A 26,341-nucleotide genomic window follows, 5' to 3' on the forward strand; every position below is an offset into this window, starting at 1 on the left:
CGTCCCGCCGCCGGGAGCTGCCCGGCGGCTCCCGGTCTGGGCGCTGGTGCCCTCTGCGGCGCTCGCCTGGTGCGCGGGCTTCCTGCCCTGGCTGCTGCACGGGACGGGCCGCGGGGCGCCGATCGTGCTGCCGCTGCGGGCCGGACTGCTCACGCCGCTCGTGCTGGGCGCCGCGGTCGGCGGGCTGCTGGCGGGTGCGCTGGCGCTGCTCGTGCCGGCGGGCCGGCGCCGGGCCGCGCTGCTCGCCACGGGGAGCGGCGCCGTCCTGGGGATCGCGGTCACCGTGCTGCAGTCGGTGGCGGCCTCGGTGGCCGGTGCGGGCTTCGACTCCGACCCGCGCGTGCTGACCGGCCTCGCGGTGCTCACCGCCGCCCTCGGGGTGCTGGCGTGGGGCGCCGGGTCGCTGGTGCTCGCCGGTCCCGCCGGGGCGGGCGTGGTGCTCGGGTCGGCGGCCGGCCTGCTGCCGGGGTGGCTCTCGACGCTGCTGCCGCCGTCGGTGTACGTGTCCGGCCTCGGCACCGCGCTGGTCTGGCTGCAGGCCCTCCTGCTGGCGACGGCGCTGGTCGTGGTCGGCGTCCGGCCGGGAGCGCGGCTGGTGCTGTGGCCGGTCGTCGTGCTGGTCGCGTGGCTGGTCGGCCCGGCGCTGACCGCGGTGGCGTGGTGGGAACCGCTGCTGCGTCCCGGCACGGGCCTGCCGCGGACGCTCGGTGACGCGCTCGCGGGGGCGTGGCAGGTCTTCGGCCTGGCGGCGTCCCCTCTCGGCCGGGACCGGGGACCGTGGGTCGCCGCCGTGGTCCTGGCGGTGTTCGTGGCGGTGCTGCTCGACGGCCACCGCCGCGCCCAGGCGGGATCCGTCCCCGTGAGTTGATCATCGGGTCGTTGCCGCTGACACGTGCGGGCACGCCGGCGGGAGCGGCAACGAGACGATGATCGACTCCAGGCGGGGACGTCCACAGGCGCCGCGGTGTCCACAACCGTCCGTCACCGCCCGCCCGGCGCCGGCCCCGGCGGCACGGTCCCGCCATGGACGACGTCGAACTCCCGTTGGTCCACACCTGGTCGGAGGCACGCGCGGCCGGGGCGCGGCGGCGGCAGGTGGCCACGGACGGGCGACGGCTCACCCGCGGGCTCTACCTCTCCGCCGCCGCGGAGCAGAGCCTTCCAGCCCGCTGCCGCGCCTGGACCCGGCTGCTCCCCCCGGACGCCGCCTTCGGGCTGGGCACCGCGGCGGCCCTGCTCGGCGGGCACACTGACCCTCCACCTGAGGTCGAGGTCGTGTTGCGGCCCCGGCCGGTGCTGCCGCAGCGGCGCGGGCTGGCGGTGCACGTCCGGGACCTGCGCGCGGAGGACGTCACCGAGGTCGCGGGCCTGCGGGTCACCTCCGGTGCGCAGACCTTCCTCGACCTGGCGCCACGGCTCCCACCGGCTGAACTGGTCGCCGTGGGGGACGCGCTGCTCCGCGCCGGGCGCCTCGACGCGGCGGCGCTCGATCGACGCCTCGGCCGAGCCGGCCGGACCCGGGGCGTCGTCCGTGCGCGGGAGTGCGCGCCGCTGCTGTCCCCGGGCGCGATGTCCCGTCCGGAGTCGCTGCTGCGCTACTGGCTGGTGACCAGCGACCTGCCCGAGCCGCAGGTGCAGGTGCCGGTCCTCGACCGGTGGGGCCGGGTGGTCGCGCACGCCGACCTCGGGTACGCCGAGCACCGGCTGGTGATCGAGTACGAGGGCCGGCAGCACGCCGAGGCGGAGCAGTTCGGCCGCGACGTCGACCGGTACTCGCTGATGGCCGCTGGCGGGTGGCTGGTGCTGCGCTTCGCCGGACGGCACCTGGGCGGGCCCGCCGTCGTCGTCGAGCGCACGCGGCGGGCGCTGCTCAGCCGCGGGTGGCGCCCACCGAGTTGATCACCGGGATGTTGCCGCTGACACGCGCGCACACGCCGGCGCGTACGGCAACCAGCCGATGGTCGACTCAGAGTCGGCCCGGTCAGGAGCCGTTCAGGCGGGCCAGCTGGTCCCGGGTGAGCTCCAGGTCGGCCGCGGCGGCCGAGTCCTGGATGGACGCCGGCCGCGACGCGCCGGGGATGGGCACGACGACGTCGGCCTGGGTGAGGTGCCAGGCCAGCGTCACCCGGTACACCGACACGCCCAGCTCGGACGCGACCTCCGCGAACGCCGGCGCGGTGGCCGACAGCGACCCGGCCGCGGTCACACCGCCGAACGGGCTCCACGGCAGGAACGCGAGCCCGTGCGCCGCGCAGTGCTGCACCTCGCCGGCCGAGAACCGCCACCCCGGCGAGAACTGGTTCTGCACGGCCGCCAGCGCCGGGCCGACGATGGAGCGGGCGACGTCGATCTGCGCGACGTCGGCGTTGGAGATGCCGACCATCTGCACCAGGCTGTCGTCGGCGAGCTGCCGCAGCGCGCCCATCGAATCCTCCCACGGCGTGTCCGGGTCGGGCCGGTGGTACTGGTACAGCCCGATCGCGTCCACGCCCAGCCGCCGCAGCGAGGCCTCGCACGCCCGCCGCAGGTGGGCCGGCGACCCGTCGAGCTCCCAGTCGGTGCCCCGCCGGGTGTGCCCGCCCTTGGTCGCCACGAGCACCTGCGAGGGATCGCCGCCCCAGGAGGCCAGCGCCTCGGCCACGAGCGTCTCGTTGTGCCCGAACTCGGACTCGTCGCGGGCGTAGGCGTCGGCGGTGTCGACCAGGGTCACGCCGGCGTCCAGCGCCGCGTGGACGACGGCGACCGCCTCCTCGCGGGTCGGCCGGTCGGTCTTGGTCGACAGGGGCATGGCCCCCAGGCCGATCGCGCTGACGGTGCGGTCTCCGATGCGTCGCTGCTGCACGGGGCTGTCGTGCCCCGCGGGTAGCGTCGCTACCCGTGACGAGCCTGTTCGACGAGCCGGCGGAGGCCGGGAGCGACGTCGTCGACCCGGGCGCGCCGCTGGCGGTGCGCATGCGCCCGCGCTCCCTCGACGAGGTCGTCGGCCAGTCCCACCTGCTCGGCCCGCGGGCGCCGCTGCGCCGCCTGGTGGAGGCCGACGAGCCGATGTCGCTGGTCCTCTACGGCCCGCCGGGCACCGGCAAGACGACGCTGGCGCACGTCATCTCACTGGCCACCAAGCGGCAGTTCGTGCAGCTGTCGGCGCTCGACGCCGGCGTCAAGGAGGTCCGGGCGGTCATCACCGCGGCCAAGCGGGAGCTCACCTACGCCGGCCGGCGCACCGTGCTGTTCATCGACGAGGTGCACCGGTTCTCCAAGACCCAGCAGGACTCGCTGCTGTCGGCCGTCGAGGACCGCATCGTCAGCCTGATCGCCGCCACCACCGAGAACCCGTTCTTCTCCGTCGTCAGCCCGCTGCTGTCCCGCAGCCTCGTGCTCGCGCTGCAGCCGCTGTCCGACGACGACGTCCGCACGCTGCTGCACCGGGCGCTGACCAGCGACCGCGGGCTCGGCGGGGCGCTCACGCTGAGCCCCGAGGCCGAGGAGCACCTCGTGCGCGTGGCCGGCGGCGACGGGCGCAAGGCGCTGACCGCGCTGGAGTCCGGCGCGGGTGCCGCGCGGGCCGCGGGTGCGGCCGAGATCGACCTGGTCACCCTGGAGACCGCCGTCGCGCAGGCGGCGGTGCGCTACGACCGCCAGGGCGACATGCACTACGACGTCGCCAGCGCGCTGATCAAGTCGATCCGCGGCAGCGACGTCGACGCCGCGCTGCACTACCTCGCCCGCATGGTGGTGGCGGGGGAGGACCCGCGGTTCATCGCCCGCCGGCTGGTCATCTCCGCCAGCGAGGACATCGGCATGGCCGACCCGACGGCGCTGCAGACCGCGGTCGCCGCCGCGCAGGCGGTGCAGCTCATCGGCATGCCCGAGGGGCACTTCCCGCTGGCGCACGCCGTCGTCCACCTGGCCACCGCCCCCAAGTCGAACGCGGTCACGGTGGCGATCGGCGAGTCGGTGGCCGACGTCCGCGCGGGCCTGGGCGGGCCGGTCCCGGCCGGCCTGCGCGACGCCCACTACGCCGGGGCCAAGAAGCTGGGCCACGGGTCGACCTACGTCTACCCGCACGACGCGCCCGACGGGATCGTGCCGCAGCAGTACCCGCCCGACGGGCTGGTCGGCCGCGACTACTACCGGCCCACACCCCGCGGCGCGGAGGCGGGCATCGGCGCCCGCCTGGGCAAGCTCCGGGCGATCGTCCGCCGGCACCCGCGGGAGAGCCGGGGCGCGGAGCGGGCGGGCCGCGGCGCCTGACGGGCCGGCGTCGTCCGGCGCACCCGATGGGCGCCGGAGGCCGCGACTACTGTTGCCACGCCGGTCGTTGCCGACCACGCCGGCCGCCGACGGAGAAGAGGAGACGCCGCGTGTCCGCAGGAGAGTGGGCCGGACTGATCGCCGCCCTGGCGCTGGTGCTGCTGGTGCTGCTGCTGGCCGTCCCGCTGCTGAAGCTGGGACGCACCCTGGACGAGGCCACGCTGACCATCCGGCAGACCCGGGAGGAGAGCCGGCCGATCCTCACCCAGGCGCAGACGACGATCGCCCAGGTCAACAGCAACCTCGAGCGGGTCGACGACATCACCGGCAACGCGGCGAACGTGTCCAGCAACGTCGCGGCGCTGACCAGCGTCGTCGCCGCCACCGTGGGCAGCCCGCTGATCAAGGTCGCCGCGTTCAGCTACGGCGTCCGCAGCGCGACGAGGAAGCGCCGCGAGGGCCAGGCGATCGCCGAGGCCGCCGCCCGTGACAAGGCCGAGCGCCGCGCGCGCCGCGCCGCCCGGCGGGCCGCCTGATGCGCCGGCTGTTCTGGCTGGCGATGGGCATCACCATCGGCGCGCTCGTCGTCCGCAAGCTGTCCCGGGCCGCGGAGAAGCTCACCCCGCAGGGCATCGCCGGCGCGCTGGTCGAGGGCCTGCGCGACCTCGCCGACGCGATCGGCGAGTTCGGCGCCGACGTGCGCGCCGCGGCCGCGGCCCGCGAGGAGGAGCTGCGCTCCGGCACCGGGCTCGACGCGCCGCTGCCCGAGCGCGACACGACCCAGCTCCAGCTCCCCGGGCGACGCGGCGCCCACGCCGCCGACCGCTGAGCACCCACCCCGCGGGGGCCGCCCCCGCCACCCTGCCCCTGTCGCCGGAGACCGAGTAGGCCATGCAGACCGCCGAGATCCGCCGCCGCTTCCTGCAGCACTTCGAGCAGCGCGGCCACACCGTCGTCCCCAGCGCCTCGCTGGTGTCGCCGGACCCCTCCCTGCTGTTCACCGTCGCCGGCATGGTGCCGTTCATCCCGTACCTGACCGGCCGCGAGCCCGCGCCGTTCCCGCGGGCCACCAGCGTGCAGAAGTGCGTGCGCACCCTCGACATCGAGGAGGTGGGCAAGACCACCCGCCACGGCACGTTCTTCCAGATGAACGGCAACTTCTCCTTCGGGGACTACTTCAAGGAGGGGGCGATCCAGCACGCCTGGGACCTGGTCACCGGGCGGGTGGAGGACGGCGGGCTGGGCTTCGACCCCGACCGCATCTGGGTCACCGTCTACCTCGACGACGACGAGGCCGCCGACGCCTGGCACCGCATCGCCGGGCTGCCGCTCGAGCGCATCCAGCGGCTGGGCAAGAAGGACAACTACTGGCACACCGGCGCCGACGGCCCCGGCGGCCCGTGCTCGGAGATCTACTTCGACCGCGGCCCCGCGTACGGCCCCGACGGCGGCCCGCTGGTCGACACGGCCGGTGACCGGTTCCTGGAGATCTGGAACCTCGTCTTCATGCAGTACGAGCTCACCGACGTCCGGAGCAAGGAGGACTTCCGGATCGTCGGGGAGCTGCCGAAGAAGAACATCGACACCGGCATGGGCCTGGAGCGGGTGGCCTTCCTGCTGCAGGGCGTCGACAACATGTACGAGATCGACGAGGTGGCGCCGGTGCTGCGCCGCGCCGCCGACCTCGCCGGCGTCACCTACGGCAAGGACCACGACGCCGACGTCCGGCTGCGCGTGGTCGCCGACCACGTCCGCAGCGGCCTGATGCTCATCGGCGACGGCGTCACCCCCGGCAACGAGGGCCGCGGCTACATCCTCCGCCGGCTGCTGCGCCGCGCGGTCCGCTCGATGCGGCTGCTCGGCGTCGACGCCGCCACGCTGCCCGAGCTGCTGCCGGTCTCCCGCGACGCGATGGGCGCGAGCTACCCCGAGCTGGTCACCGACTTCGACCGCATCTCCGCCGTCGCCTACGCCGAGGAGGAGGCGTTCCGCCGCACCCTCGCCTCGGGCACCGCGCTGTTCGACACCGCCGTCGCGCGGGCCAAGGCCGCCGGGACGCCGTCGCTGTCGGGGGAGCAGGCGTTCTCCCTGCACGACACCTACGGCTTCCCGATCGACGTCACCCTCGAGATGGCCGCCGAGCAGGGCGTGACCGTCGACGAGGACGGCTTCCGGGCGCTCATGCAGCAGCAGCGCGACCGGGCCCGCGCCGACGCCCGCGCCAAGCGCACCGGCTCGGTCGACGTCCTGGCCTACCGCCGGCTGCTGGCCGACCACGGCCCCACCGACTGGCGGGCCTACTCCACCCTGCGCACCGACTCCCGCGTGCTCGGCCTGGTCGCCGACCTCGCCGCGGAGGAGGGTGCCCCGGCCGCGCCGGCCGGGCCGGGCGAGGTCACCCGCGTGGTCCTGGACCGGACGCCGTTCTACGCCGAGTCCGGCGGCCAGGTCGCCGACGCCGGCACCCTGACCTGGGACGGCGGCCGCGCCGAGGTGCTCGACGTGCAGCGGCCGGTCAAGGGCCTGGTCGTGCACCAGGTCCGGGTCCTCGAGGGCGAGCTGGCCGAGGGCGCGGAGCTCACCGCCGAGGTGGACCGCGAGTGGCGGCTGTCGGCCTGCCAGGCGCACTCGGGCACGCACGTGGTGCACGCCGCGCTGCGCCAGGTGCTCGGCCCGCAGGCGCTGCAGTCGGGCTCCTACAACCGCCCGGGCTACCTGCGGCTGGACTTCGCCTGGCAGGGGGCGCTCACCCTGCAGCAGCGGCACGACATCGAGGACGTCGCCAACGCGGCCGTGCGCGCCGACCACCGGGTCACCGCCACCTACATGACGCTGCCCGAGGCGCAGGCGATCGGCGCGCTGGCGCTGTTCGGCGAGACCTACGGCGAGCAGGTGCGCGTCGTCGAGATCGGCGGCCCCTGGTCGCGCGAGCTGTGCGGTGGCACGCACGTCGCCGGCTCGGCGCAGATCGGCACGCTCGCGCTGACCGGCGAGTCGTCGGTCGGCTCGGGCGCGCGGCGCGTGGAGGCCGTCGTCGGCCTCGAGGGCTTCCGCTACCTGGCCCGCGAGCGCGACCTGGTGCGCCAGCTCGGCGAGCTGCTCAAGTCGCCCACCGACGGGCTGGTCGACCGGGTCGGCGGCATCCTGTCCCGGCTGCGCGACGTGGAGCGGGAGGTCGCCGACCTGCGCGCCCAGCAGACCCAGGCCGCGGCCGGTCAGCTGGCGGCGGGCGCGACGGACGTCGGCGGGGTCGCCGTCGTCACCGCGGCGCCGGCCGGCCTGTCCGGCGGTGACCTGCGCACCCTCGCCCTGGACGTCCGCGGGCGGCTCGGCGAGCGCCCCGCGGTCGTCTTGCTGGCCTCGGAGTCGGGGGGCAAGGTGGCTCTGGTCGCAGCACTGAACCCCGCCGCCCAGCAGCGCGGGTTGTCCGCCAGCGACGTGCTGCGTGCCGCGGCGGCCCCGGTCGGGGGCCGCGGTGGTGGCAAGCCCGACGTCGCCCAGGGCGGCGGCACGGACCCGGGCGGCATCCCCGCCGCCCTGCAGGCCGGCGAAGAGGCGGTCGCGACCGCCACAGGGAGGTGAGCGGAGTGCCCGAGCAGCGCCCCGACGAGACCGGTCCGGTGGGGGAGCGGCGCGTGCAGGGCCGCCCGGCGGTGCCGCCGTCGCGGCCCCGGCAGACCCCGCCCCCGGCGCAGCAGCCGGTGCACCACCGCACCGAGCAGATCGACCTGCGTGCCGGCTTCCCGCCGGTGCGCAACGAGACCACCGAGATCGACCTGTCCCAGGGGCTGCCCGCGGGGCTGCCGCTGCCGCCGCGCCGGTCCCGCCAGGGCCGCCGGCTCGGGCTCGACGTCGGCACGGTGCGGATCGGCGTCGCGCTGTCGGACCCCACCGGCACGCTGGCCAGCCCGCTGGAGACCGTGGAGCGCCGCCGCGACGGCGGCGACCTCGACCGGATCGCCGCCCTCGTCGAGGAACACGAGGTGACAGAGGTGATCGTGGGGGAGCCGAGGCACCTGTCGGGTGCGTCGGGCGCCTCCGCCCGGGAAGCGCGTGCCTACTCTCGGTCACTCGCCGGGCGCATCGGCAGCGTGCCCGTGCACCTCGTCGACGAGAGGCTCTCCACCGTGACCGCAGCCGGTTCCCTGCGGGCCAACGGGCTCGACAGCCGCGCCCAGCGTCCCGTGATCGACCAGGCCGCCGCCGTGGTCATCCTCCAGGCGTACCTCGACGCCCAGCGGGGGCGCTCATGACCGAGCTCGCGAGGTCGTGCAAGAGCACAGCACCGGTGGGCACCGGTACGCCGAGCGTCAGCGAGGTGTGCCGGTGACCGGTCCGGTCCCGCCGTACGGGCGGGGCCTCCCCGGCATGCCGGACGTCCCGGCGCCCCCCGCGGGTGCCTGGCCGGCCGGCCCGCAGACGACACGGCTGCCCCTCGGCCCCGGCCCGGCCCGTCCCGGCACCCCGTCCCGCGCCGGCCTGCTGGACCGCGACGTCCGGCCGGTGACCGCCGGCCGGCACGCCGCCCCGGACGACGCGGACGCCGGCGCCGGGGGCGGCGCGCCCGAGGACGACCGCACCGGCCCGCTGCCCGGCGACAGCCAGCCCGTGCCGCCGCTGCCCGGCGTCCCGCCGCGGCCGTCCGGCCCGTGGTCGAAGCTCGCCCGCCGCAACGAGACCACCGACCCCGACGACGCGCCCACCGTGGCCGCGGCCGCCGTCGGCCCGCACGACGAGCCCGCCGACGACGAGGACCCCACCGGCGGCCTCGAGGTCCTCGGCGCCGGCAGCGCGGACCGCCCCCGCCGGCGCGGCCGGCGCGCCCGCGACGAGGCCGAGGAGCACGGGCACGCCGCCGTCTTCGGCGACGACCCCGACGAGACCGGCTCCGCCGACCTCCACGACGGCGACCTGCACGACGGCGACCTCCACGACGGCGACCTGCACGACGGCGACCTCTACGACGACCACGAGGCCGCACCCGCGCCCCGCCGGCGCTCCGGCCGCCGCCGCAGCCCGCTGGCCAACGTCCTGGCGCTGCTGGTCCTCGCCGGGCTCGTCGCCGGCATCGTCTTCGGCGGCAGGGCCCTCATCGGCCTGGTCAACCCCGAGGCCGAGGACTACGCCGGCGCGGGCACCGGCAGCGTCGAGGTGCGCGTCGGCGAGGGCGACACCCTCAGCGACATCGCCCGCACCCTCGTCGACGCCGACGTCATCGCCTCCTCCGAGCCGTTCGTCGACGCCGCCGAGGCGAACGCGGCGGCGACCGGCATCCAGCCCGGCGTCTACGAGCTGCGGTCGCAGATGAGCGGCCAGGCCGCCCTCGACCTGCTGCTCGACCCGGCCGCTCGGCAGGTCTCGCGGGTCACCGTCCCCGAGGGCTCCACGCTCGCGGGCACGCTGCAGCGGATCTCCGAGGCGACGGGCACGCCGATCGAGGAACTCCAGGCGGCGGCCGCCGACCCGGCCGCGCTGGGCCTGCCGGCCTACGCGAACGGGCAGCTCGAGGGCTTCCTGTTCCCGGCCACCTACGACGTCGAGCCCGACGACACCGCCGTCGACGTGCTGCGCGCGATGGTCTCCCGGTTCACCGACACGGCGGCCGACGTGCAGCTCGAGCAGCGGGCCGCCGCGGCCGGGCGCTCGGTGTACGACGTCGTCGTCGTCGCCTCGATGATCGAGCGGGAGACCAAGGTCGACGACGAGCGGGTGGACGTCGCGCAGGTCGTCTACAACCGCCTGTCGCAGGGCATCCCGCTCGGGATCGACGCGACGCTGGCCTACGGGCTCGGCAAGAACGGCAACGACCTCACCGTCACCGACCTGCAGACCGACAGCCCGTACAACACGCGGACCCGGGCCGGCCTCCCGCCGACGCCGATCGCGGCGCCCGGTGAGGCGAGCCTGGAGGCGGCGCTGGCGCCGACGACCGGGGACCTCCTGTACTACGTGCTGGAGTCCCCGGACGGGCGGCACTTCTTCACCGCCAGCTACGACGAGTTCCTGGCGGCCCGCCAGCGGTGCGCCGACGCCGGCCTCGGGTGTGGTGGCTGACCGGCCCGTGCCCGCACCGGCCCCGCCCGGCCGGGCGGCCGTCGTCGGCCGCCCGGTCGGGCACTCGCTCTCCCCGCTGCTGCACCGCGCCGCCTACGCCGCGCTCGGCCTGACCGGCTGGACCTACGACGCGCTCGACGTGGGCGCCGAGGACCTGCCCGACCTGGTCGCCGGCCTCGGCCCCGAGTGGCGGGGGTTCTCGGTGACCATGCCGTGCAAGCAGGCGGCGGTCGCCGTCGCCGACGCCGTCGAGCCGCTGCCCCGGCTGCTGGGCGCGGCGAACACCCTCGTGCACACCGACGCCGGCTGGCGGGCGGAGAACACCGACGCACACGGCGTCGGCATGGCGCTGCAGGCCGGCGGCGTCGAGCGGGTCTCCCACGCGGCGATCGTCGGCGCGGGCGGGACGGCCGCGGCCGCCGCCGTCGCGCTGGCCGAGCTCGGCGCGGAGTCGGTCGACGTGCTGGTCCGCGACCCGTCCCGCGCCGCCGACGTCACCCGGGTGCTCGGGGTCCTGGGGGTGGAGGCCGTGGTCCGGGTCCTGGAGCCCGGCCCGGTCGAGGCACCGGTCGTCGTCAGCACCGTGCCGATCGGCGCGCACCGGGACCTCGCGGGCCTCGGCTGGCACGCCGGGCAGACGGTGCTCGACGTGCTCTACGCGCCGTGGCCCACGCCGGTGGCCGCCGCGGCCGACCGGGCCGGCGCCACGGTGGTCAGCGGCATCGAGATGCTGTTCTGGCAGGCCACGGTGCAGGTCGAGCTGATGACCGGGCTGCCCGCGCCGCTGGGCCCCATGCGCGCCGCGCTGGACGCCCGCTGAGCCCTCCCGTCCCGCGCGAGCTGCTGCTGGCCGCCGCCGTCCTCGTCGCCGCGGCGCTCGGCCCGCCGCTGCCGCGGGCCGCCGTCCGGCAGGCCGGCCGGGACCCCGCGGCGCGGGCCAGGCTCGCCCGCGCCCTGCTCAGCGCGCTCGTCCTCGTCCTGCTGCTGTGCGGCGCGGTGCTGCTCACCCGCGCCCGCCCGGCGACCGCCGCCTACGCCTGGGCCGCCGGCGCCGCCGTCGTCCTCGCCCAGGTCGACCTCGCCGTCCACCGGCTGCCCGACCGGGTCACGCTCCCGGCCGCGGCCGTGTGCGCCGCGGCCCTGCTCGCCGACGCCGCCCTGCTCGGCACCTGGCCCGCGCTGCTGCGGGCGCTGCTCGCCGCGGCCGCGGCTGGCGGGATCGCGCTGCTCGCCGCCCTGGCCGGGCCGTCGGGGCTGGGCCTCGGCGACGTCAAGCTGCTCGCGCTGCTCGGGCTGCTGCTGGGCTGGGCCGGCTGGGGCGTGCTGCTCGCGGGGGTGTTCCTCGGCCTGCTCGCCGGTGCCGCCGCCTCGCTCGTCCTGGTGGCGACCGGCCGGGCCGGCTGGGACACGCCCGTCGCGTTCGGTCCGCCGCTGCTGCTCGGCGCGGTCCTCGCCCTGGTGGTCGAGGGGCCGCTGGCGTGACGACACCGACTGGCAGAATCGGCGCCATGTTGCGCTGGCTGACCGCCGGTGAGTCGCACGGCCAGCAGCTCACCGCCATCCTCGAGGGCCTGCCCGCCGGCGTGCGGGTGCAGACCTCCGACCTCGACGTCGACCTGGCCCGCCGCCGGCTGGGCCACGGCCGGGGCGCGCGGATGTCCTTCGAGCAGGACGTCGTCACCCTCACCGGGGGCGTCCGGCACGGGCTGACCATGGGGGGGCCGATCGCGGTCCAGGTGGGCAACACCGAGTGGCCCAAGTGGACGACGGTCATGTCGGCCGACCCGGTCGACCCCGCGGTGCTCGAGGGGCAGGCCCGGAACGCGCCGCTGACCCGGCCGCGGCCCGGCCACGCCGACCTCGCCGGCATGCAGAAGTACGGCTTCGACGACGCCCGCCCGGTGCTGGAGCGGGCCAGCGCCCGCGAGACCGCCGCCCGGGTGGCGCTCGGCGCCGTCGCGAAGGCGTTCCTGCGGCAGGCGCTCGGCGTCGAGGTGGTCAGTCACGTCGTCGCGATCGGCCCGGTCACCGTCCCCGACGGCGTGCTGCCCGGCCCGCAGGACAACCCGCGCATCGACGAGGACCCGGTGCGCTGCGCCGACCCGGCCACCAGCGAGGCGATGGTCGCCGAGGTCGACGACGCCCGGAAGAACGGCGACACGCTCGGCGGCGTCGTCGAGGTCGTCGTCCACGGGCTGCCGCCGGGCCTGGGCAGCCACGTGCACTGGGACCGCCGCCTCGACGCCAGGCTTGCCGCGGCGCTCATGGGCGTGCAGTCGGTCAAGGCGGTGGAGGTCGGCGACGGCCTGGAGACCGCCCGCCGCCGGGGCTCGGTGGCCCACGACGAGATCGTCAGCGAGGACGGCCGGCTGCGCCGGGTCACCGACCGCGCCGGCGGCATCGAGGGCGGCATGACCAACGGCGAGGCGCTGCGCGTGCGCGCGGCGATGAAGCCGATCTCCACGGTGCCGCGGGCGCTGGCCACCGTCGACGTCGCCACCGGGGACGCCGCGGTCGCGATCAACCAGCGCAGCGACGCCTGCGCGGTGCCCCGCGGGGCGGTGGTGATGGAGGCGATGGTCGCGCTGGTGCTCGCCGACGCCGCGCTGGAGAAGTTCGGCGGCGACTCGGTGGCCGAGACCCGCCGCAACGCGCAGGCCTACCTCGACGCGCTCCCGTACCGGTGACGCGGCCCGTCCTCGTCCTCGTCGGCCCGCCGGCGTCGGGCAAGACGACCGTCGGGACGGCGGTGGCGACCGCGCTGGGACTGCCGTTCCGGGACACCGACGCCGACGTCGAGGCCGCCGCCGGCACCAGCGTCGCCGACCTGTTCGTCACGCACGGCGAGCCGCACTTCCGGGCGCTGGAGGAGCAGGCGGTCGCCCGCGCGCTCGGCGAGCACGACGGCGTCCTCGCGCTCGGCGGCGGCGCGGTGCTCAGCGCCGCCACCCGCGAGTCGCTGGTCGGCTACGGCCGCGCCGGCGGCACCGTCGTCCACCTCGACGTCGACGTCCCCTCGGCCGCCCGCCGGGCCGGCCTGTCCCGGGACCGCCCGCTGCTGGCGGTCAACCCGCGGGCGATGCTGCGCACCCTGCTCGAGCAGCGCGCCCCGCTCTACGCGGAGGTCGCCACCGTGGTCGTGCCCACCGCCGGCCGCACGCCGGAGGACGTCGTCGCGGACGTGCTGTCCGCCCTGCCCGCCGGGAGCGCCCGGTGAGGCGCGTGACCGTCCCGGGCGAGAAGCCCTACGACGTCGTCATCGGGCCGGGCGCGCAGGCCGAGCTGGGCCTGCTGCTCGCCGGGACGCCCAAGGCCGCGGTCGTGCACAGCCCGCCGCTGGCCGCGCTCGCCGGCGCCGCCGTCGAGACGCTGCAGACCGCCGGGGTGGCCGCCGAGGCCGTCGTCGTGCCCGACGGCGAGGCGGCGAAGACCGCCGCGGTCGCCGCGGCCGCCTGGGAGGAGTTCGGCCGGCTCGGGCTGACCCGCTCGGACGCCGTCGTCGGCGTCGGCGGGGGAGCGGTCACCGACCTCGCCGGGTTCCTCGCCGCCACGTGGACCCGCGGCGTCCGCGTGGTGCACCTGCCGACCAGCGTGCTCGGCATGGTCGACGCCGCGGTGGGCGGCAAGACCGGCATCAACACCGGCGCCGGCAAGAACCTCGTCGGCGCGTTCCACCCGCCGGCCGGCGTCCTCGCCGACACCGACGTGCTCGCCGGGCTCCCGGAGGCGGAGTTCCGCGCCGGGATGGCCGAGGTGGTCAAGTGCGGGTTCATCGCCGACGGCACGATCCTCGACCTGCTCGCCGCCGACCCCACGGGCCGGCGCGACACCGGGGAGCTCGTGGAGCGGGCCGTGCGGGTCAAGGCCGACGCGGTGGGCCAGGACCTGTTCGACACCGGCGTCCGCGAGTACCTCAACTACGGGCACACCCTCGGCCACGCCATCGAGCGGGTCGAGGACTTCCGCTGGCGGCACGGCGAGGCGGTCGCCGTCGGGCTGGTCTTCGCCGCCGAGCTCGGCGCGCAGGCCGGCCTGCTCCCTCGCGCGGAGGCCGACCGGCACCGCGAGCTGGTGGCGGCGATGGGCCTGCCGACCCGCTACCGGGGTGACTGGGCGGCGCTGCAGGCGGTGATGCGCGTGGACAAGAAGGCCCGCGGGGCGACGCTGCGGTTCGTCGTCCTCGACGGCATCGGCAACCCGACGATCCTGACCGACCCCGAGCAGGCGTGGCTGGACGCGGCGTGGGCCGCAGTGGCGGAGGCAGCGTGACGATCCAGGTCCTCAACGGCGCCAACCTGGGCCGGCTCGGCACCCGCGAGCCCGAGGTCTACGGCACGACGACGTACGCCGAGCTCGTGGCGATGGTCGAGGAGGCCGCCGCCGGGCTCGGGCTCGCCGTGCGGGTGCGGCAGACCGACTCCGAGGCCGAGCTGCTCGGCTGGGTGCACGAGGCGACCGACGCCGGTGACCCGGTCGTGGTCAACCCGGGCGGCTGGTCGCACACCTCGGTGGTGCTGCACGACGCGCTGGCCGCGGTGACGGCACCGGTCGTGGAGGTGCACATCTCGAACATCCACCGGCGCGAGGAGTTCCGGCACCACTCCTACGTCTCCCGCGTCGCCGACGGCGTCATCGCCGGGCTCGGCGTCCAGGGCTACGAGCTGGCGCTGCGGTACCTGGCGGCGAAGGGGGTCTCGTGAGCAGGGCGGCCGAACGGCGGGAGCGGCTGCGGGCGACCGCCGCCGAGCGCGGGCTGGACGCCGTCCTGGTGACCGACCTGCTCAACGTCCGCTACCTGACCGGGTTCACCGGGTCCAACGGCGCGCTGCTGCTGCGCACCGACGGGGCCGACCTGTTCGGCACCGACGGCCGGTACACGACCCAGGCCGGCACCCAGGTGCCCGACGTCGAGCTGCTGGTCGACCGCGGCACCGTCCCGGCCCTCGCGCAGGAGGCGGTGCGCCGCGGCGCGGGCCGGATCGGCTACGAGAGCCACGTGGTCACCGTCGACGGGCTGGCCCAGCTCGAGCGGGTGCTCGCCGACGCCGCGGCCGGCGGGACCGTGCCGGAGCTGGTCTCGGTCCGCCGCGCGGTCGAGGAGCTGCGCGCGGTCAAGGACGACGACGAGGTCGCCGCGCTGCGCCGCGCGTGCGCGGTCGCCGACCAGGCGCTGGCCGAGCTCGCCTCCGAGGGCGCGCTGCGGCCCGGGCGCACCGAGCTGGAGGTCGGCCGGGAGCTCGACGCCCGCATGCTGGCACTGGGCGCCGAGGCGCCGTCGTTCGAGACGATCGTGGCCACCGGCGCGAACTCCGCGATCCCGCACCACCGGCCCGACCGCACGGTGCTGGCCGGCGGCGACCTCCTCAAGCTCGACTTCGGCGCCACCGTCGACGGCTACCACTCCGACATGACCCGCACGCTGGTGCTCGGGCACGCCGCCGACTGGCAGCGCGAGGTGTACGCGCTGGTGGCCGAGGCGCAGGCGGCCGGGCGGGCGGCGCTGGCGGTCGGGGCCGACGTCGTCGCCGTCGACGCCGCCTCGCGCGACGTCATCGCCGCGGCCGGGCACGCCGACCACTTCACCCACGGCCTGGGGCACGGGGTGGGCCTGGAGATCCACGAGGCGCCGGGCATCGGCCCGCTGGGCGCGGGTAGTCTGGCCGCCGGCATGGCCGTCACCGTGGAGCCGGGGGTCTACCTCCCCGGACACGGCGGTGTCCGGATCGAGGACACGCTCGTCGTCACGGCGGACGCGCCCGAGTTGTTGACCCTCACGAGCAAGGAACTGCTGGTCCTCTAGATGGCTACCACCAACGACCTCAAGAACGGCATGGTCCTCAACCTCGACGGCCAGCTGTGGTCCGTCACCGAGTTCCAGCACGTCAAGCCCGGCAAGGGCGGCGCGTTCGTGCGGACGACGCTGAAGAACGTGCTCTCGGGCAAGGTCGTCGACCGCACCTTCAACGCCGGCACCAAGGTCGACACGGCCACCGTCGACAAGCGGAACATGACCTACCTGTACCGCGAGGGCAACGACTTCGTCTTCATGGACGGCGACACCTTCGAGCAGATCTACGTCCCGTCCGAGACCGTCGGCAGCGGCGCGGACTACCTGCTCGACAACACCGAGGTCGTCGTCGCGGTGCACGAGGGCACCCCGCTCTACGTCGAGCTGCCGGTGACCATGGAGCTCGTCGTCCAGCACACCGACCCGGGCCTGCAGGGCGACCGCTCCACCGGCGGCACCAAGCCCGCCACCCTCGAGACCGGCGCGCAGATCAACGTGCCGCTGTTCGTCAACACCGGCGACAAGCTCAAGGTCGACACCCGCGACGGCCGGTACCTCGGCCGCGCCAACTGACGCACCCCTCCGAGCCATGGCTGCCCGCACCAAGGCGCGCAAGCGCGCCGTCGACGTCCTCTACGAGGCGGACCTGCGGGGCACCGACCCGGTGGAGCTGCTGCGCGAGCGGATCGCCGACCCCTCGCCGCCCGTCCCCGACCACGCCGTCCGGCTGGTCGAGGGCGTGGCGGCGCACCAGGCGCGCATCGACGAGCTGATCGGGCAGCACGCCCGCGGCTGGTCGCTCGAGCGGCTCCCCGACGTCGACCGCGCGATCCTGCGGATGGCGGTGTTCGAGCTGCTCTGGGCCGACGACGTGCCCGACGCCGTCGTCATCGACGAGGCCGTGGAACTCGCCCGCGCGCTGTCCACCGACGACTCGCCGGCCTACGTCAACGGCGTCCTCGGCGCCATCCTCGACGCCGAGGTCCCCACCGGCTGACCCGGCCGGCCGGTCGCGCGGCGGCGGGCCGAGGTCGCCGCCGGCGGTCGGACCTCAGCCGCGGGTGACCGTGAACGCCACCCGGCCGTCCGCGACCTCCGTGCAGGTCAGCTGCAGCCCGCCCGCCGAGGTCGTCCGCCCCACCGTGCAGGAGACGTCCCGGTCCTCGACCCGGAGGGTCGCCCGGTCGCCGTCGGTCCCGGTGAGCCCGATCGTCGTCCCGAGCACGTGGGCCCGGGCGCCGCTCCCTCCCAGCGTCACCGAGCAGGAGTCCCCGGAGCACGACACCAGGCTCACGGACCCGGAGCCTCCTCCCACGCCCGCGCTGACGCCGATCGAGCTCAGCCACCCGGACAGCGGACCGGCAGGACCGGCGGAGCTGCTCCAGGAGAACGAGCCGCACACCAGGAGCAGCGCCGAGAGCAGGACGGGGAACCGACTCTCCACGGGTACCTCCGGACGGTCGTGGGGTGGTCGTCGGGACGCCGCCGGCAGGCGACGCACCCCTCGTCGCGCCATCCCAGCACGTCGCGGCGGCGCAGGGTGCGGTCCCCGGACCGGTCCCGTGGTCCCTGGCCGCACCTCGGTGGTGCCGACCGGCTGCGTCCGTGGTGCCCGCCCGCTGGTGCGGGACGGCCGGGGACGACACGGTGCCCGGGACCGGGGCGCGCCCGCACCGGCGGACCGGACTACTCCACAAACCGCACGCGGAACGAGACGGGCCACAGCTTGCCGGTGAGCAGGTACTCGTCGTCGCCCAGGGCGGCGATGCCGTTGAGGACCGCGTTGGCGTCCGAGCGCTGCTCCTGGTCGAGCAGGCCGGCGGCGTCGACCAGCGCGGTCACCCGCCCGCTCGCCGGGTCGATGCGGACGAGGACGTCGGACTGCCACACGTTCGCCCAGACCTGTCCGTCGACGCACTCCAGCTCGTTGAGCTGGGTCACCGGCTCGTCGTCCAAGGTGACCGCGACCGAGCCGGTCTCGGCGAAGGTGACGGGGTCGTGGAAGCGCAGCTGGTCCGTGCCGTCGCTGCGCACGAGGCGGGTCCCGTCGAAGCACAGCCCCCAGCCCTCGCCCTCCAGCGGCACCTCCTGCCGGAGGGTGAGGGTGGCCCGGTCCCACTCGAGCACCACCCCGTCCTGCCAGGTCAGCTGCCAGATGCGGTCGTCGACCACCGTGATGCCCTCGCCGAACAGCCGGCCGGGGAGCGGCGCGGACCGCCGCACCTCGCCGGTCGCGGGGTCGACCTCGCGCAGCTGGGACCGGCCCGCGAGTCCGGTGCCCTCGTAGAGGGCGCCCTCGTGCACCTCGAACCCCTGGGTGAAGGCCGACGGGTCGTGCGGCACCTCGGCCAGGACCTCCGGCCGCAGCACCGGCACCGGGAGGTCGGGGTCGGTGACCACGGCGTTCCGGGCCCGGACCGACTCCCCGTAGACGGAGACGTCCGCGCTGTCCCGTGCCGAGCAGGCGGGCAGCAGCGCGACGGCGAGGACGACGGCGGCCAGGGCCCGGCGGCGGATGCCACGGTTCATCGAGCGGTCACGATCCGTTCGGGTCGGTCGGGTCACAGGGGTCGCCGAGTCATGGGTCGTTCGGTCACAGGGCCACCAGGCCACCGCCACCGGGTCACCGGGTCGCCGGGGGTGCGTCGACGGGGGACCGCCGGCGGACCCGGCCGGCGACCCGGGACGGCCCGGAGCCGCAGAGACTACGAACCGGCCGGCGGGTCCGGAAGGGACGGCTCCCGTAGATGCGTGCCCGTTCCCTGCAGTACGTACCGCACGGAACCGGCACCGTGGTGGACGGAGCCTGGGACCGGGATCCGGCTCGGCCCAGATCGGTGGTGGCCACTGATGCCGCCGTCCGTGCCGCAGCCCGAGACTTTCGCCTGCCGATCCCGGACCGCGGCCGGGACCGGCAGTCCACGGGGCGATCGGGGAGGTCCGGCGGCGACGCCGCAGTCCTGATCCCGGCAGGCCTCATCCCCAGTACCGCATCCTGAGGAGATCCCATGTTCGAGGACCAGACCGTCGAGCTGCTGCCCGAGCGCACCACCATGCAGTTCTTCGCGGCGCAGAACTTCAACACCGCCGTCGCCGCCGCCGTGAACGCCGGCAACATCAACGTGGGCGGCGACCAGCTGAACATCGCGGCTGCCCTCGCGCTCGCGGGCAGCAACGTCTTCGTCGACTGAGGCCTGAGCCTCCTGCCGAGGAAGTGACGCGAGGCCCGTGCGCCGGGCCAGGGAGGGGCGGCCGGTTTCCGGCCGCCCCTCCTCTCATGCTGCGGTACCGGCACGAGTCCCCACGCGTGGCCTCCGCGCCCGACCGGCACGCGTCGGTGGAGCTGCCGTGCCGGCCGTGGTGAGGGCGACGAGGGTTCGGGGCCGGACCGGGCCGGATACGTGTCCGCCCCGGATGCCGGCGCCCGTGCCGCCGCCCGAGACTCCCTCCCGCCGACTCCGGACCGCGGCTGGAGCGGCAGACCCAGAGGCGCACGGGAGGTCCGGCCGGCGGCCTGACCTGCCTCCCCGGCGCCACGTCCGCACCGACACTGAGGAGATCCCGTGTTCGAGGACCAGACCGTCGAGCTGCTGCCCGAGCGCACCACCCTGCAGGCGTTCGTCTGGCAGAACGGCAACCAGGCGTTCGCGGCGGCCGCCAACGTGCTCAACGTGAACGTCGGCGGTGACCAGCTCAACGCCGCCGTGGCCGCCGCGCTCGCGGGCAGCAACGTCGGCATCGGCTGAGGCTCTTGCCGATCGAGTGGTGCGAGGCCCGGCTCGTGCGCCGGGCCAGGGAGGGGCGGCCGGTCTCCGGTCGCCCCTCCTCCGCGTTCCCGGCCCCGCCCGTGCGGCCGGCGCCCGAGCCTCAGGGGACCCCTAGGTGGTCACCCCGCTGTCCTGCGCGCGCGGTGCCCGTGCCAGGTCCACCCCGTACGTGGCCCGCCCGGCTGGGGGCGGTGGTCCCGGAGGCACCGGGTCAGTGCCGGCATCGGAGCAGATAGGTGCCGGGTGCGGATGTCGTGCGTCCCCCCGCGGCCCGAGACTTCCGCGTGCCGATCCCGGACCGCGGCCGGGCTCGGCAGACCACGGGGCGATCAGGAGGGTCCGGCGGCACCACTGCGGTCCTGTTCCTGGCGGACTCCATCCAGTACCGATCCTGAAGGAGACACCATGTCCACGGACCTCGAGCTCTTCGCCGACGAGCAGGTCGAGCTGCTGCCCGAGCGCACCACGATGCAGGCCGGGTTCTTCCAGAACGGCAACCTCTCCATCGCCGTCGCGGTGAACGCGGGCAACATCAACTTCGGCGGCACCCAGATCAACGCCGCCGTCGCCGCGGCGCTCGCCGGGAGCAACGTCCGCTTCGGCGGCTGACAGCGCCACGGGCCGGCGGCTGCTGACGCACCCGCCGCGTCCAGGGGAGGGGCGGCCGGTCACCGGCCGCCCCTCCCCGTGTCCGGATCGGCCGACGAGGGACGGAGAGGGAAGCGTGACGCAGACCGAGGTCCTCGACCGCCCGGCAACAGGGGGGATCCCGCTGCCACGGCTGGCCCCGGGCACCGAGCTGCTGGGCGAGTACCGGGACTCCGCCTACGAGGACCCCCGGTTCATCATCCGCCGGGTCGACGGGCAGGTCATGCAGCTGCCCCGCCTGCTCTACCGGGTGGCCGCTTCCCTCGACGGCCGGGACACCGAGCAGGTCGCGGCCGACCTGAGCGCCGAGCTCGGCCGTGAGCTGACCGCCGAGCAGGTGACCTTCCTGGTCGAGGAGCGGCTCCGGCCCGCCGGGATCGTCGCTGCCGACCACGTCGACGAGCACGTCGCCGGGGCCGGGGACGCGAGCCCGCAGGCGCCGGTCCGCGCCGACCCGCTGCTGGGCCTCCGCTACCGCGCCGGTGTTATCCCGGTCGCCGTCAGCTGGCGCATCGCCGGGTTCTTCCGGCCGCTGTTCACCCGGCCGGCCTGGGTGGCGCTGGTCACCGCGTTCCTCGCCGTCGACGTGTGGATCGTGGCCCAGGGCGACGTCCTCGGCCGGATGGAGTCCGCCGTCGTCGACGTGGCCCGGCAGCCGGGGCTCATCCTCGCCCTCCTCGGCCTCACCGTGGTCTTCACCGCCTTCCACGAGTGCGGCCACGTGACCGCCTGCCGTTACGGCGGCGCCCGGCCTGGTGAGGTCGGCGTCGGGCTCTACATCGTCTGGCCGGCGTTCTACAGCAAGGTCACCGACAGCTACCGCCTCGACCGGGTCGGGCGGCTGCGGACCGACCTGGGGGGCGTCTACTTCAACTGCATCGCCATGCTGGCGCTGGGCCTGTGCTACCTCGGGACGGGCGAGCCGTGGCTGCTCATCGCGCTGGTCACGATGCACGCGCAGACGGCCTGGCAGTTCCTCCCCAACCTGCGGATGGACGGCTACTACATCCTCGCCGACCTGGTGGGGGTCCCCGAGCTCTTCGGCTTCGTGAAGCCGGCGCTGCTGAGCCTGCTCCCGGGCCGCCCGTCCCACCCGCTCCTGCGCAAGCTCAGGCCACGGGCGCGCCGGGTGGTCGTGCTGTGGGTCGCACTGATCGTCCCCACGCTGCTCGCCTGGCTGGTCGCGGTCCTCGTCGCCCTGCCGCACCTGCTGCCCGTCGCCTGGCAGGCGTCGCTGGAGTACCTCCGGCGTCTCGACGCCGACGCCCGGAGCGGGGACGTCCTGGCCACCACGCTGGGCGTCTTCCAGCTCCTGCTCCTGGCCCTGCCGTGGCTCGGCCTGGGGCTCGTCCTGTGGTCACTGGCCTCCCTGGTCGCCCGGCGTCCCGTCGCCCTGGTCGCCGGCCGTCCCGCCGTCCGCTGGGCCGGGCGGGTCGGGTCGGCCCACCGGGCAGCCGTCCGCCGGGTCGGTGCGGTGGTCGGGCTGGCAGGCCTCGGCGTCCTCCTGCTCGTGCGGGTGGCCTCCGTCGCGTGGTCGCACCCGGCCACCGCGGCGGAGCTCCGGCTGGTGGACGGCGCGTGGGCCGCCCTGCACGGCGTGGACGGTGCCGCAGTGGGCTTCGGCGACCGGCTGCTGCGCCTGCAGGTGGCCGGCTACGCCTGGCTGACCGGTGCCTTCGAGCGGCACGACACGATCCTGGCGGGAGGCCGGGAACTCGCGGTCGTGGCTTCCGCGGTCCTGGTGGTGGCGCTCCTCGTGGTCGTCCGGACCCGGCGCGTACGCCCGGTCGCGGTGGCCCTGCCCCTGCTGGCGGTGCTCGTGATGGGGCCGGCGGTCACCGTGCTCGCCACGGTCGGCAGCGGTCTGGTCGGGGCCGCGTGGGCCGCCGTGGGCGCGCTCGTGCTGACCCGGGCACGGCGCCCCGTCGCGGGGGCGCTCGGGATCGCCGCCGTCGCGGTGGGCGTGGCGACCGAGCCCCTGGTCGCCGTCCCGCTGGCCGTGGGCATCGGGAGCCACCTCGGAGCCGGATCGGGCCGGCGCGCGCGGCACGCGGGCGGACCCCGGCACGCCCGCCCGGACACGGTGGAGGGCGACACCCGACCGTGGCTGGCAGCGCTCGTCGTCCTCCCGGTCGCCGCTGTGGTGGCCACCGTGCCGAGCGGTCCGGCCGACCTCCCCCTCGGAGCCTCCGAGCGCGCCGTGCTGCTGCTCCTCGCGGCGCTCGCCGTCGGCACCGGGTTCCTCCTCCGCGGCCTCCGCCTGCCGGCGGTAGCTGCCGGTGCGGCCACCGTGCCGGCCGTGGTGCCCTGGCACGGGGCCGGCACGGCGCTCCCGGTGGTGCTGGTCGCCGTGGTGCTGCTCGGTGTCCTGTTCGCTGCCGCGTGGACCGGTGGCCCGGCGACGGCCCGACCGCACCCGCTGCTCAGGGGCACCTTCCTCGTGACCGCCCTGGTCGTCGTGATCACCGGAGCGCTCTTCCTGCCGGTGTCCGCGCGGACCCCGCCGCACCAGCAGCTCGCCGACTGGATCGCCGGGCCGGCGTCCTCCGGCGGCACAGTGGCGGTGCCGGCCGGGCTGTGGGGGGACCTCCTCCGGGACGGGGTCACGCCCGATCGGCTGGTCCGGGACGGGTCGCCGGCGGCCGCGGAGGCGGACTGGGAGGTCACGGTCGGCGGCCCCACCGCCGGTACACCGCCGGCTGCCGCCTTCGGCGGGGGGCCCGCTGTCCTCATGGTCAGTCCGGGAACGGGGACCGGGGGAGCGGCCTCCGATCGGGCGAACTGATTGTGAGGGATGCGTAGCGCAGGGGCACGACCCGGGCCGCGCGGGAGCCCGGACGTCGAATTCGGGACGAATCCGTGACTAAAGTCGCCGCGCGGGATCCGTACCAGTAGCTCGGGGGAGCGGCAGTGGCGAGGGAGCTCATGCCGGGAGCGGTGGAACGACGGACGGGACACGGGATGCCGTGGTCCGTCCCTGATCGCGCTCGTCCCGTCTGATGGAGGCGATGCGCTGGCCCCTCATGGGTCGGGAAGCCGAGCTCAGGACCATGAACGCTGCGCTCACCGCGAGGCCGGAGCGCAGCCTGGTGATCACGGGTCCCCCGGGGGTGGGGCGGTCCCGACTGGCTCGGGAGGCCCTGACCGCCGCCGCGCAGCGGGGCCACCCGACCGCGTGGGCCGTGGCCACCGGTGCCGCGGCGCTCGTGCCGCTCGGCGCGTTGGCCCACCTCCTGCCCGCGGTGGACGACGGCGCAACCGGACTGGCCCTGCTGCAACGGGCGACCGCGGCCATCGCCGGGGACGGGACCGGTCCGACCCCGGTCCTCGCCGTCGACGACGCCCATCTGCTCGACCAGATGTCGGTGACCCTCCTGCACCAGCTCGCCGCGAGCGGTGCGGTCATGCTGGTCCTGACCGTGCGCACAGGCGCGACGGAGCCGGATCCGGCCGCCCCGCTGTGGAAGGACGGGCTGGCCGACCGGATCCACCTGGAGCCGTTGCGCCGCGCCGAGCTCGTCCGGCTGGTCGGCCAGGTGCTCGGCGGGGACGTGGACGCCCGGACGGGTGAGCGACTCTGGCACCTGAGTCAAGGCAACCCGTTGTTCCTCCGGGAGCTGCTGGAGGACGGCGTCTGGAGCGGTCGGCTGACGAAGTGCGAGGGGGCGTGGCGGTGGCAGGACGCCATGCTGCCGTCCCAGCGGCTGTGTGAGATCGTGCTGGCCCAGCTGGGGCAGCTGGATGCCGCGGAATGGCGGGTGCTGGAGGTCCTCGCCACGGTCGAACCGCTGTCGGCCCGGGAGGTCGAGGCGCTGAGCAGCCGGGAGGCCGTCGCCCGGCTCGAACGCCTCGGCGTCGTCGTCGACGACGCCGAGGGGACGCCGGGTCTCGTCCGTACGGCACACCCGCTGTACACGGAGGTCGTCCGGAGCCGTACACCCGAGGCGGTGCTCCGATCCATCCGTCGTGAGCTCCTCGCCGGCTCCGGGGACGACCGGTCCCCGGCACACGTCGCAGCCCGGTGCCTGGCACTGCTCGACGGAGGGGAGCCGGTGCCGGACGCCGGGCAGCTCACCGCGGCCGCACGGCGTGCGGCCGCGATGCTGGACCACCGCCTCGCCGGGCGCCTGGCGCGGGCCGCCGTCGAGGCGGGCGGGCAGGCGCCGGCGTACCTCGCGCTGGTGGAGGCCACCACCTGGCCCGGGTCCCCGGTGGAGACCGAGGACCTCACCCGCCACGCCGCAGAGGTCGCCGTCACGGACGACGACCGCGTCGAGGCCACGGTGATCCGGGTGCTGGACCTGGCCTGCGCCCTCGGTCAGGTCGCCCAGGCGCAGGCCGTGCTCGACGCGGTGGTCCCGGCAGTCCGTTCCGACCACGGCCGCTCCCTCCTCGCGGCGACCGGGGCGGTCCTCGCGTTCTGCAGCGGCGACCCGGTCGGGGCGGTGGACCAGGCAACGGCTGTGCGCTCCACCGCCCGCGAAGGGGAGCCGGCCTGGCAGCTCGCGACCGCCGCGGCTGCACTGGGGCACGCCGTCACCGGAGCTCCGCGGTCGGCGCTGGCCAGGGTCGCCGAGGGGCGGGCCGGTCTCTCGTGGCCGGATGGGAGGAGCGTGCCCGCCTTCGTGCACCTGGCGTTGGCGCAGGCCGAGGTCATGGCGCTCCGCCTGAGCGGACGGGCGCGTGAGCTCGAGTCCCTCGCTGCCGACCTCCACCGGCGCAACCTGGCCGGCCCGGAGTGGTACGGGGACGCCGTCGCCTCCCTGCACTGTGGCTGGGCCGCGCTCGCCGCCGGGCGGGTACGAGTGGCGGCCCGCTGGCTGGTCAGCGCGTACACGGGCCTGCGGAGGGCCGACCCGCTGGGTCTCCTGCCGGTGTGCCGCTCCCAGCTCGCGATGGCGCGGGCGCTCCTCGGCGACGTCGACGCCGCACGCGGGCTCGTCGCCGAACTCGACGAAGCCGCCTCCGCCGCGCTCCCCGTCTACGCCCCCTTCGTCCTCGTCGCGCGCGCCGTGGTGGCCGGTGCCCAGGGACACTCCGCCGAGGCCGCCCGGCTCAGCCGGGAGGCCGCTCGAAGCGCCGCCGAGCAGGGGCAGGTGGCGACCGAGGCGGTCGTCCTGCACACCACCTTCCGCTTCGGGCGCCCGCTCCACGTGGTCGACCGGCTCGGCGTCCTCGCCCGGCGCTGCGAGTCGGCCTACGTGCAGGACCTCGCCGACCACGTGGGGGCGATCGTGGCCGAGAACGGGGACGACCTCGACGTGCTGAGCCGCCGCTTCGAGGAGGCCGGCCTGCTGCTGACCGCTGCGGACGCCGCCGCGGAGGCGGCGGCCGCCCACGAGCGCCGCGGCGCGCGGCGTGCGGCGGCCACGGCCATGGCACGGGCCGTCACGCTGGCACGCGAGTGCGGCCTGGCAGGCAGTCAGTCCCTGCAGGCGCTGCTGCCCCCGTCCCTGACCGCACGGGAGCAGGAGGTGGCTCGGCTGGCCAGCCTCGGGTTGAGCAACGTGCAGATCGCGGACCGGCTGGTCGTGTCGGTGCGCACCGTCGAGGCGCACCTCTCTCACATCTACGGCAAGCTCGGCATCACCGGTCGGACCGAGCTGTCCGACGCGCTCGTGGACCCGCCCCCGCGCACGGGCCCTCCGAACGGCGCCCGAGGGGAGTTGACGCTGCGCGGGCGGCGGCTGTCCGCGCGGCTGTGACCGCGGACCCGGGCGGGCGCGGACACAGGCCCCGGTCACCCCAGCCGGACCGACCCGGCCGGTGGCCGGGGCGCACGCACTCCGTGGCCCGGTCTCGTCAGCCCGGTCTCGTCAGCCCGGTCTCGTCA

General features: G+C 76.0%; 25 protein-coding genes. 22 read left to right on the forward strand and 3 right to left on the reverse strand.

All coding sequences use genetic code 11. The features are described from left to right. Positions 1 to 46: 46 nt before the first annotated feature. Together ACFO3M_RS04305 and ACFO3M_RS04310 are read left to right on the forward strand one after the other, a co-directional pair. Positions 47 to 868 carry a hypothetical protein gene (locus ACFO3M_RS04305; protein WP_387986790.1) on the forward strand — a complete coding sequence of 274 codons (822 nt, stop codon included), beginning with the start codon at positions 47 to 49 and terminating at the stop codon, positions 866 to 868. A gap of 155 nt (positions 869 to 1,023) precedes the next feature. Then, positions 1,024 to 1,899 (forward strand): endonuclease domain-containing protein, encoded by an 876-nt coding sequence (locus tag ACFO3M_RS04310; RefSeq protein ID WP_387986791.1) that lies wholly within the window; start codon positions 1,024 to 1,026, stop codon positions 1,897 to 1,899. Between the two features lie 82 nt (positions 1,900 to 1,981). On the opposite strand, the gene ACFO3M_RS04315 is transcribed toward ACFO3M_RS04310, so the two are convergent. Continuing rightward, a complete protein-coding gene (locus ACFO3M_RS04315) occupies positions 1,982 to 2,842 on the reverse strand; it encodes an aldo/keto reductase (protein ID WP_387986794.1) in 861 nt (286 codons plus the stop codon). A 35-nt stretch (positions 2,843 to 2,877) separates the two neighbouring features. Here ACFO3M_RS04315 and ACFO3M_RS04320 point away from each other — a divergent pair, with 35 nt between their 5' ends. The 15 genes from ACFO3M_RS04320 to nusB all read left to right on the forward strand — a co-directional run bounded on the left by ACFO3M_RS04320 (position 2,878) and on the right by nusB (position 17,090). Next, positions 2,878 to 4,251, forward strand: coding sequence for a replication-associated recombination protein A (locus tag ACFO3M_RS04320; protein WP_387986796.1), 1,374 nt, complete (start codon positions 2,878 to 2,880; stop codon positions 4,249 to 4,251). 110 nt (positions 4,252 to 4,361) lie between these two features. Continuing rightward, positions 4,362 to 4,787 carry a DUF948 domain-containing protein gene (locus tag ACFO3M_RS04325; RefSeq protein WP_387986799.1) on the forward strand — a complete coding sequence of 142 codons (426 nt, stop codon included), beginning with the start codon at positions 4,362 to 4,364 and terminating at the stop codon, positions 4,785 to 4,787. Beyond that, positions 4,787 to 5,080 carry a hypothetical protein gene (locus ACFO3M_RS04330; protein WP_387986802.1) on the forward strand — a complete coding sequence of 98 codons (294 nt, stop codon included), beginning with the start codon at positions 4,787 to 4,789 and terminating at the stop codon, positions 5,078 to 5,080. The genes ACFO3M_RS04325 and ACFO3M_RS04330 overlap by 1 nt, the downstream gene beginning before the upstream one ends. A 62-nt stretch (positions 5,081 to 5,142) precedes the next feature. Continuing rightward, positions 5,143 to 7,833, forward strand: coding sequence for an alanine--tRNA ligase (gene alaS / locus ACFO3M_RS04335; protein ID WP_387986804.1), 2,691 nt, complete (start codon positions 5,143 to 5,145; stop codon positions 7,831 to 7,833). Between the two features lie 5 nt (positions 7,834 to 7,838). Beyond that, the gene (gene ruvX, locus ACFO3M_RS04340) at positions 7,839 to 8,504 is read left to right on the forward strand and encodes a Holliday junction resolvase RuvX (RefSeq protein WP_387986806.1); all 666 of its coding nucleotides are present in this window, start codon (positions 7,839 to 7,841) and stop codon (positions 8,502 to 8,504) included. 73 nt (positions 8,505 to 8,577) lie between these two features. Further along, entirely contained in the window at positions 8,578 to 10,305 is a 1,728-nt protein-coding gene (gene mltG, locus ACFO3M_RS04345) for an endolytic transglycosylase MltG (RefSeq protein ID WP_387986809.1), read from the forward strand. Between the two features lie 7 nt (positions 10,306 to 10,312). Beyond that, a complete protein-coding gene (locus ACFO3M_RS04350) occupies positions 10,313 to 11,125 on the forward strand; it encodes a shikimate dehydrogenase (RefSeq protein ID WP_387986812.1) in 813 nt (270 codons plus the stop codon). 176 nt (positions 11,126 to 11,301) lie between these two features. Further along, positions 11,302 to 11,787, forward strand: coding sequence for a prepilin peptidase (locus ACFO3M_RS04355; RefSeq protein WP_387986815.1), 486 nt, complete (start codon positions 11,302 to 11,304; stop codon positions 11,785 to 11,787). 26 nt (positions 11,788 to 11,813) lie between these two features. Then, entirely contained in the window at positions 11,814 to 12,992 is a 1,179-nt protein-coding gene (gene aroC, locus ACFO3M_RS04360; RefSeq protein WP_387986817.1) for a chorismate synthase, read from the forward strand. Then, entirely contained in the window at positions 12,989 to 13,522 is a 534-nt protein-coding gene (locus tag ACFO3M_RS04365) for a shikimate kinase (RefSeq protein ID WP_387986820.1), read from the forward strand. The genes aroC and ACFO3M_RS04365 overlap by 4 nt, the downstream gene beginning before the upstream one ends. A 5-nt stretch (positions 13,523 to 13,527) precedes the next feature. Next, positions 13,528 to 14,574 (forward strand): 3-dehydroquinate synthase, encoded by a 1,047-nt coding sequence (aroB, locus tag ACFO3M_RS04370; RefSeq protein ID WP_387986823.1) that lies wholly within the window; start codon positions 13,528 to 13,530, stop codon positions 14,572 to 14,574. Then, positions 14,571 to 15,005 carry a type II 3-dehydroquinate dehydratase gene (gene aroQ / locus ACFO3M_RS04375; RefSeq protein ID WP_387986826.1) on the forward strand — a complete coding sequence of 145 codons (435 nt, stop codon included), beginning with the start codon at positions 14,571 to 14,573 and terminating at the stop codon, positions 15,003 to 15,005. Before aroB ends, aroQ begins: the two co-directional genes overlap by 4 nt. Then, positions 15,002 to 16,105, forward strand: coding sequence for a M24 family metallopeptidase (locus ACFO3M_RS04380; RefSeq protein ID WP_387986828.1), 1,104 nt, complete (start codon positions 15,002 to 15,004; stop codon positions 16,103 to 16,105). The genes aroQ and ACFO3M_RS04380 overlap by 4 nt, the downstream gene beginning before the upstream one ends. Next, on the forward strand, positions 16,106 to 16,666 hold the full coding sequence (efp, locus tag ACFO3M_RS04385; RefSeq protein ID WP_387986831.1) for an elongation factor P: 561 nt from the start codon (positions 16,106 to 16,108) through the stop codon (positions 16,664 to 16,666). 16 nt (positions 16,667 to 16,682) lie between these two features. Then, the gene (gene nusB, locus ACFO3M_RS04390) at positions 16,683 to 17,090 is read left to right on the forward strand and encodes a transcription antitermination factor NusB (RefSeq protein ID WP_387986834.1); all 408 of its coding nucleotides are present in this window, start codon (positions 16,683 to 16,685) and stop codon (positions 17,088 to 17,090) included. Positions 17,091 to 17,144: 54 nt separating this feature from the next. On the opposite strand, the gene ACFO3M_RS04395 is transcribed toward nusB, so the two are convergent. Together ACFO3M_RS04395 and ACFO3M_RS04400 are read right to left on the reverse strand one after the other, a co-directional pair. After that, positions 17,145 to 17,387 carry a hypothetical protein gene (locus ACFO3M_RS04395; RefSeq protein WP_387986836.1) on the reverse strand — a complete coding sequence of 81 codons (243 nt, stop codon included), beginning with the start codon at positions 17,385 to 17,387 and terminating at the stop codon, positions 17,145 to 17,147. 392 nt (positions 17,388 to 17,779) lie between these two features. After that, on the reverse strand, positions 17,780 to 18,622 hold the full coding sequence (locus ACFO3M_RS04400; RefSeq protein ID WP_387986839.1) for a glutaminyl-peptide cyclotransferase: 843 nt from the start codon (positions 18,620 to 18,622) through the stop codon (positions 17,780 to 17,782). Between the two features lie 479 nt (positions 18,623 to 19,101). Between ACFO3M_RS04400 and ACFO3M_RS04405 the strand changes: the two genes are divergently transcribed. The 5 genes from ACFO3M_RS04405 to ACFO3M_RS04425 all read left to right on the forward strand — a co-directional run bounded on the left by ACFO3M_RS04405 (position 19,102) and on the right by ACFO3M_RS04425 (position 26,213). Then, positions 19,102 to 19,284 carry a hypothetical protein gene (locus tag ACFO3M_RS04405; protein ID WP_387986842.1) on the forward strand — a complete coding sequence of 61 codons (183 nt, stop codon included), beginning with the start codon at positions 19,102 to 19,104 and terminating at the stop codon, positions 19,282 to 19,284. A gap of 372 nt (positions 19,285 to 19,656) precedes the next feature. Next, positions 19,657 to 19,839 carry a hypothetical protein gene (locus tag ACFO3M_RS04410; RefSeq protein WP_387986844.1) on the forward strand — a complete coding sequence of 61 codons (183 nt, stop codon included), beginning with the start codon at positions 19,657 to 19,659 and terminating at the stop codon, positions 19,837 to 19,839. A 426-nt stretch (positions 19,840 to 20,265) separates the two neighbouring features. Continuing rightward, on the forward strand, positions 20,266 to 20,469 hold the full coding sequence (locus ACFO3M_RS04415; RefSeq protein WP_387986847.1) for a hypothetical protein: 204 nt from the start codon (positions 20,266 to 20,268) through the stop codon (positions 20,467 to 20,469). Positions 20,470 to 20,584: 115 nt separating this feature from the next. After that, complete coding sequence (locus ACFO3M_RS04420; RefSeq protein ID WP_387986849.1) at positions 20,585 to 23,293, forward strand: hypothetical protein; 2,709 nt, start codon at positions 20,585 to 20,587, stop codon at positions 23,291 to 23,293. A gap of 238 nt (positions 23,294 to 23,531) precedes the next feature. Then, the gene (locus ACFO3M_RS04425; RefSeq protein ID WP_387986852.1) at positions 23,532 to 26,213 is read left to right on the forward strand and encodes a helix-turn-helix transcriptional regulator; all 2,682 of its coding nucleotides are present in this window, start codon (positions 23,532 to 23,534) and stop codon (positions 26,211 to 26,213) included. Positions 26,214 to 26,341: the final 128 nt, after the last annotated feature.

It is taken from the genome of Geodermatophilus arenarius (assembly GCF_042654585.1).
Lineage (GTDB): Bacteria > Actinomycetota > Actinomycetes > Mycobacteriales > Geodermatophilaceae > Geodermatophilus > Geodermatophilus arenarius.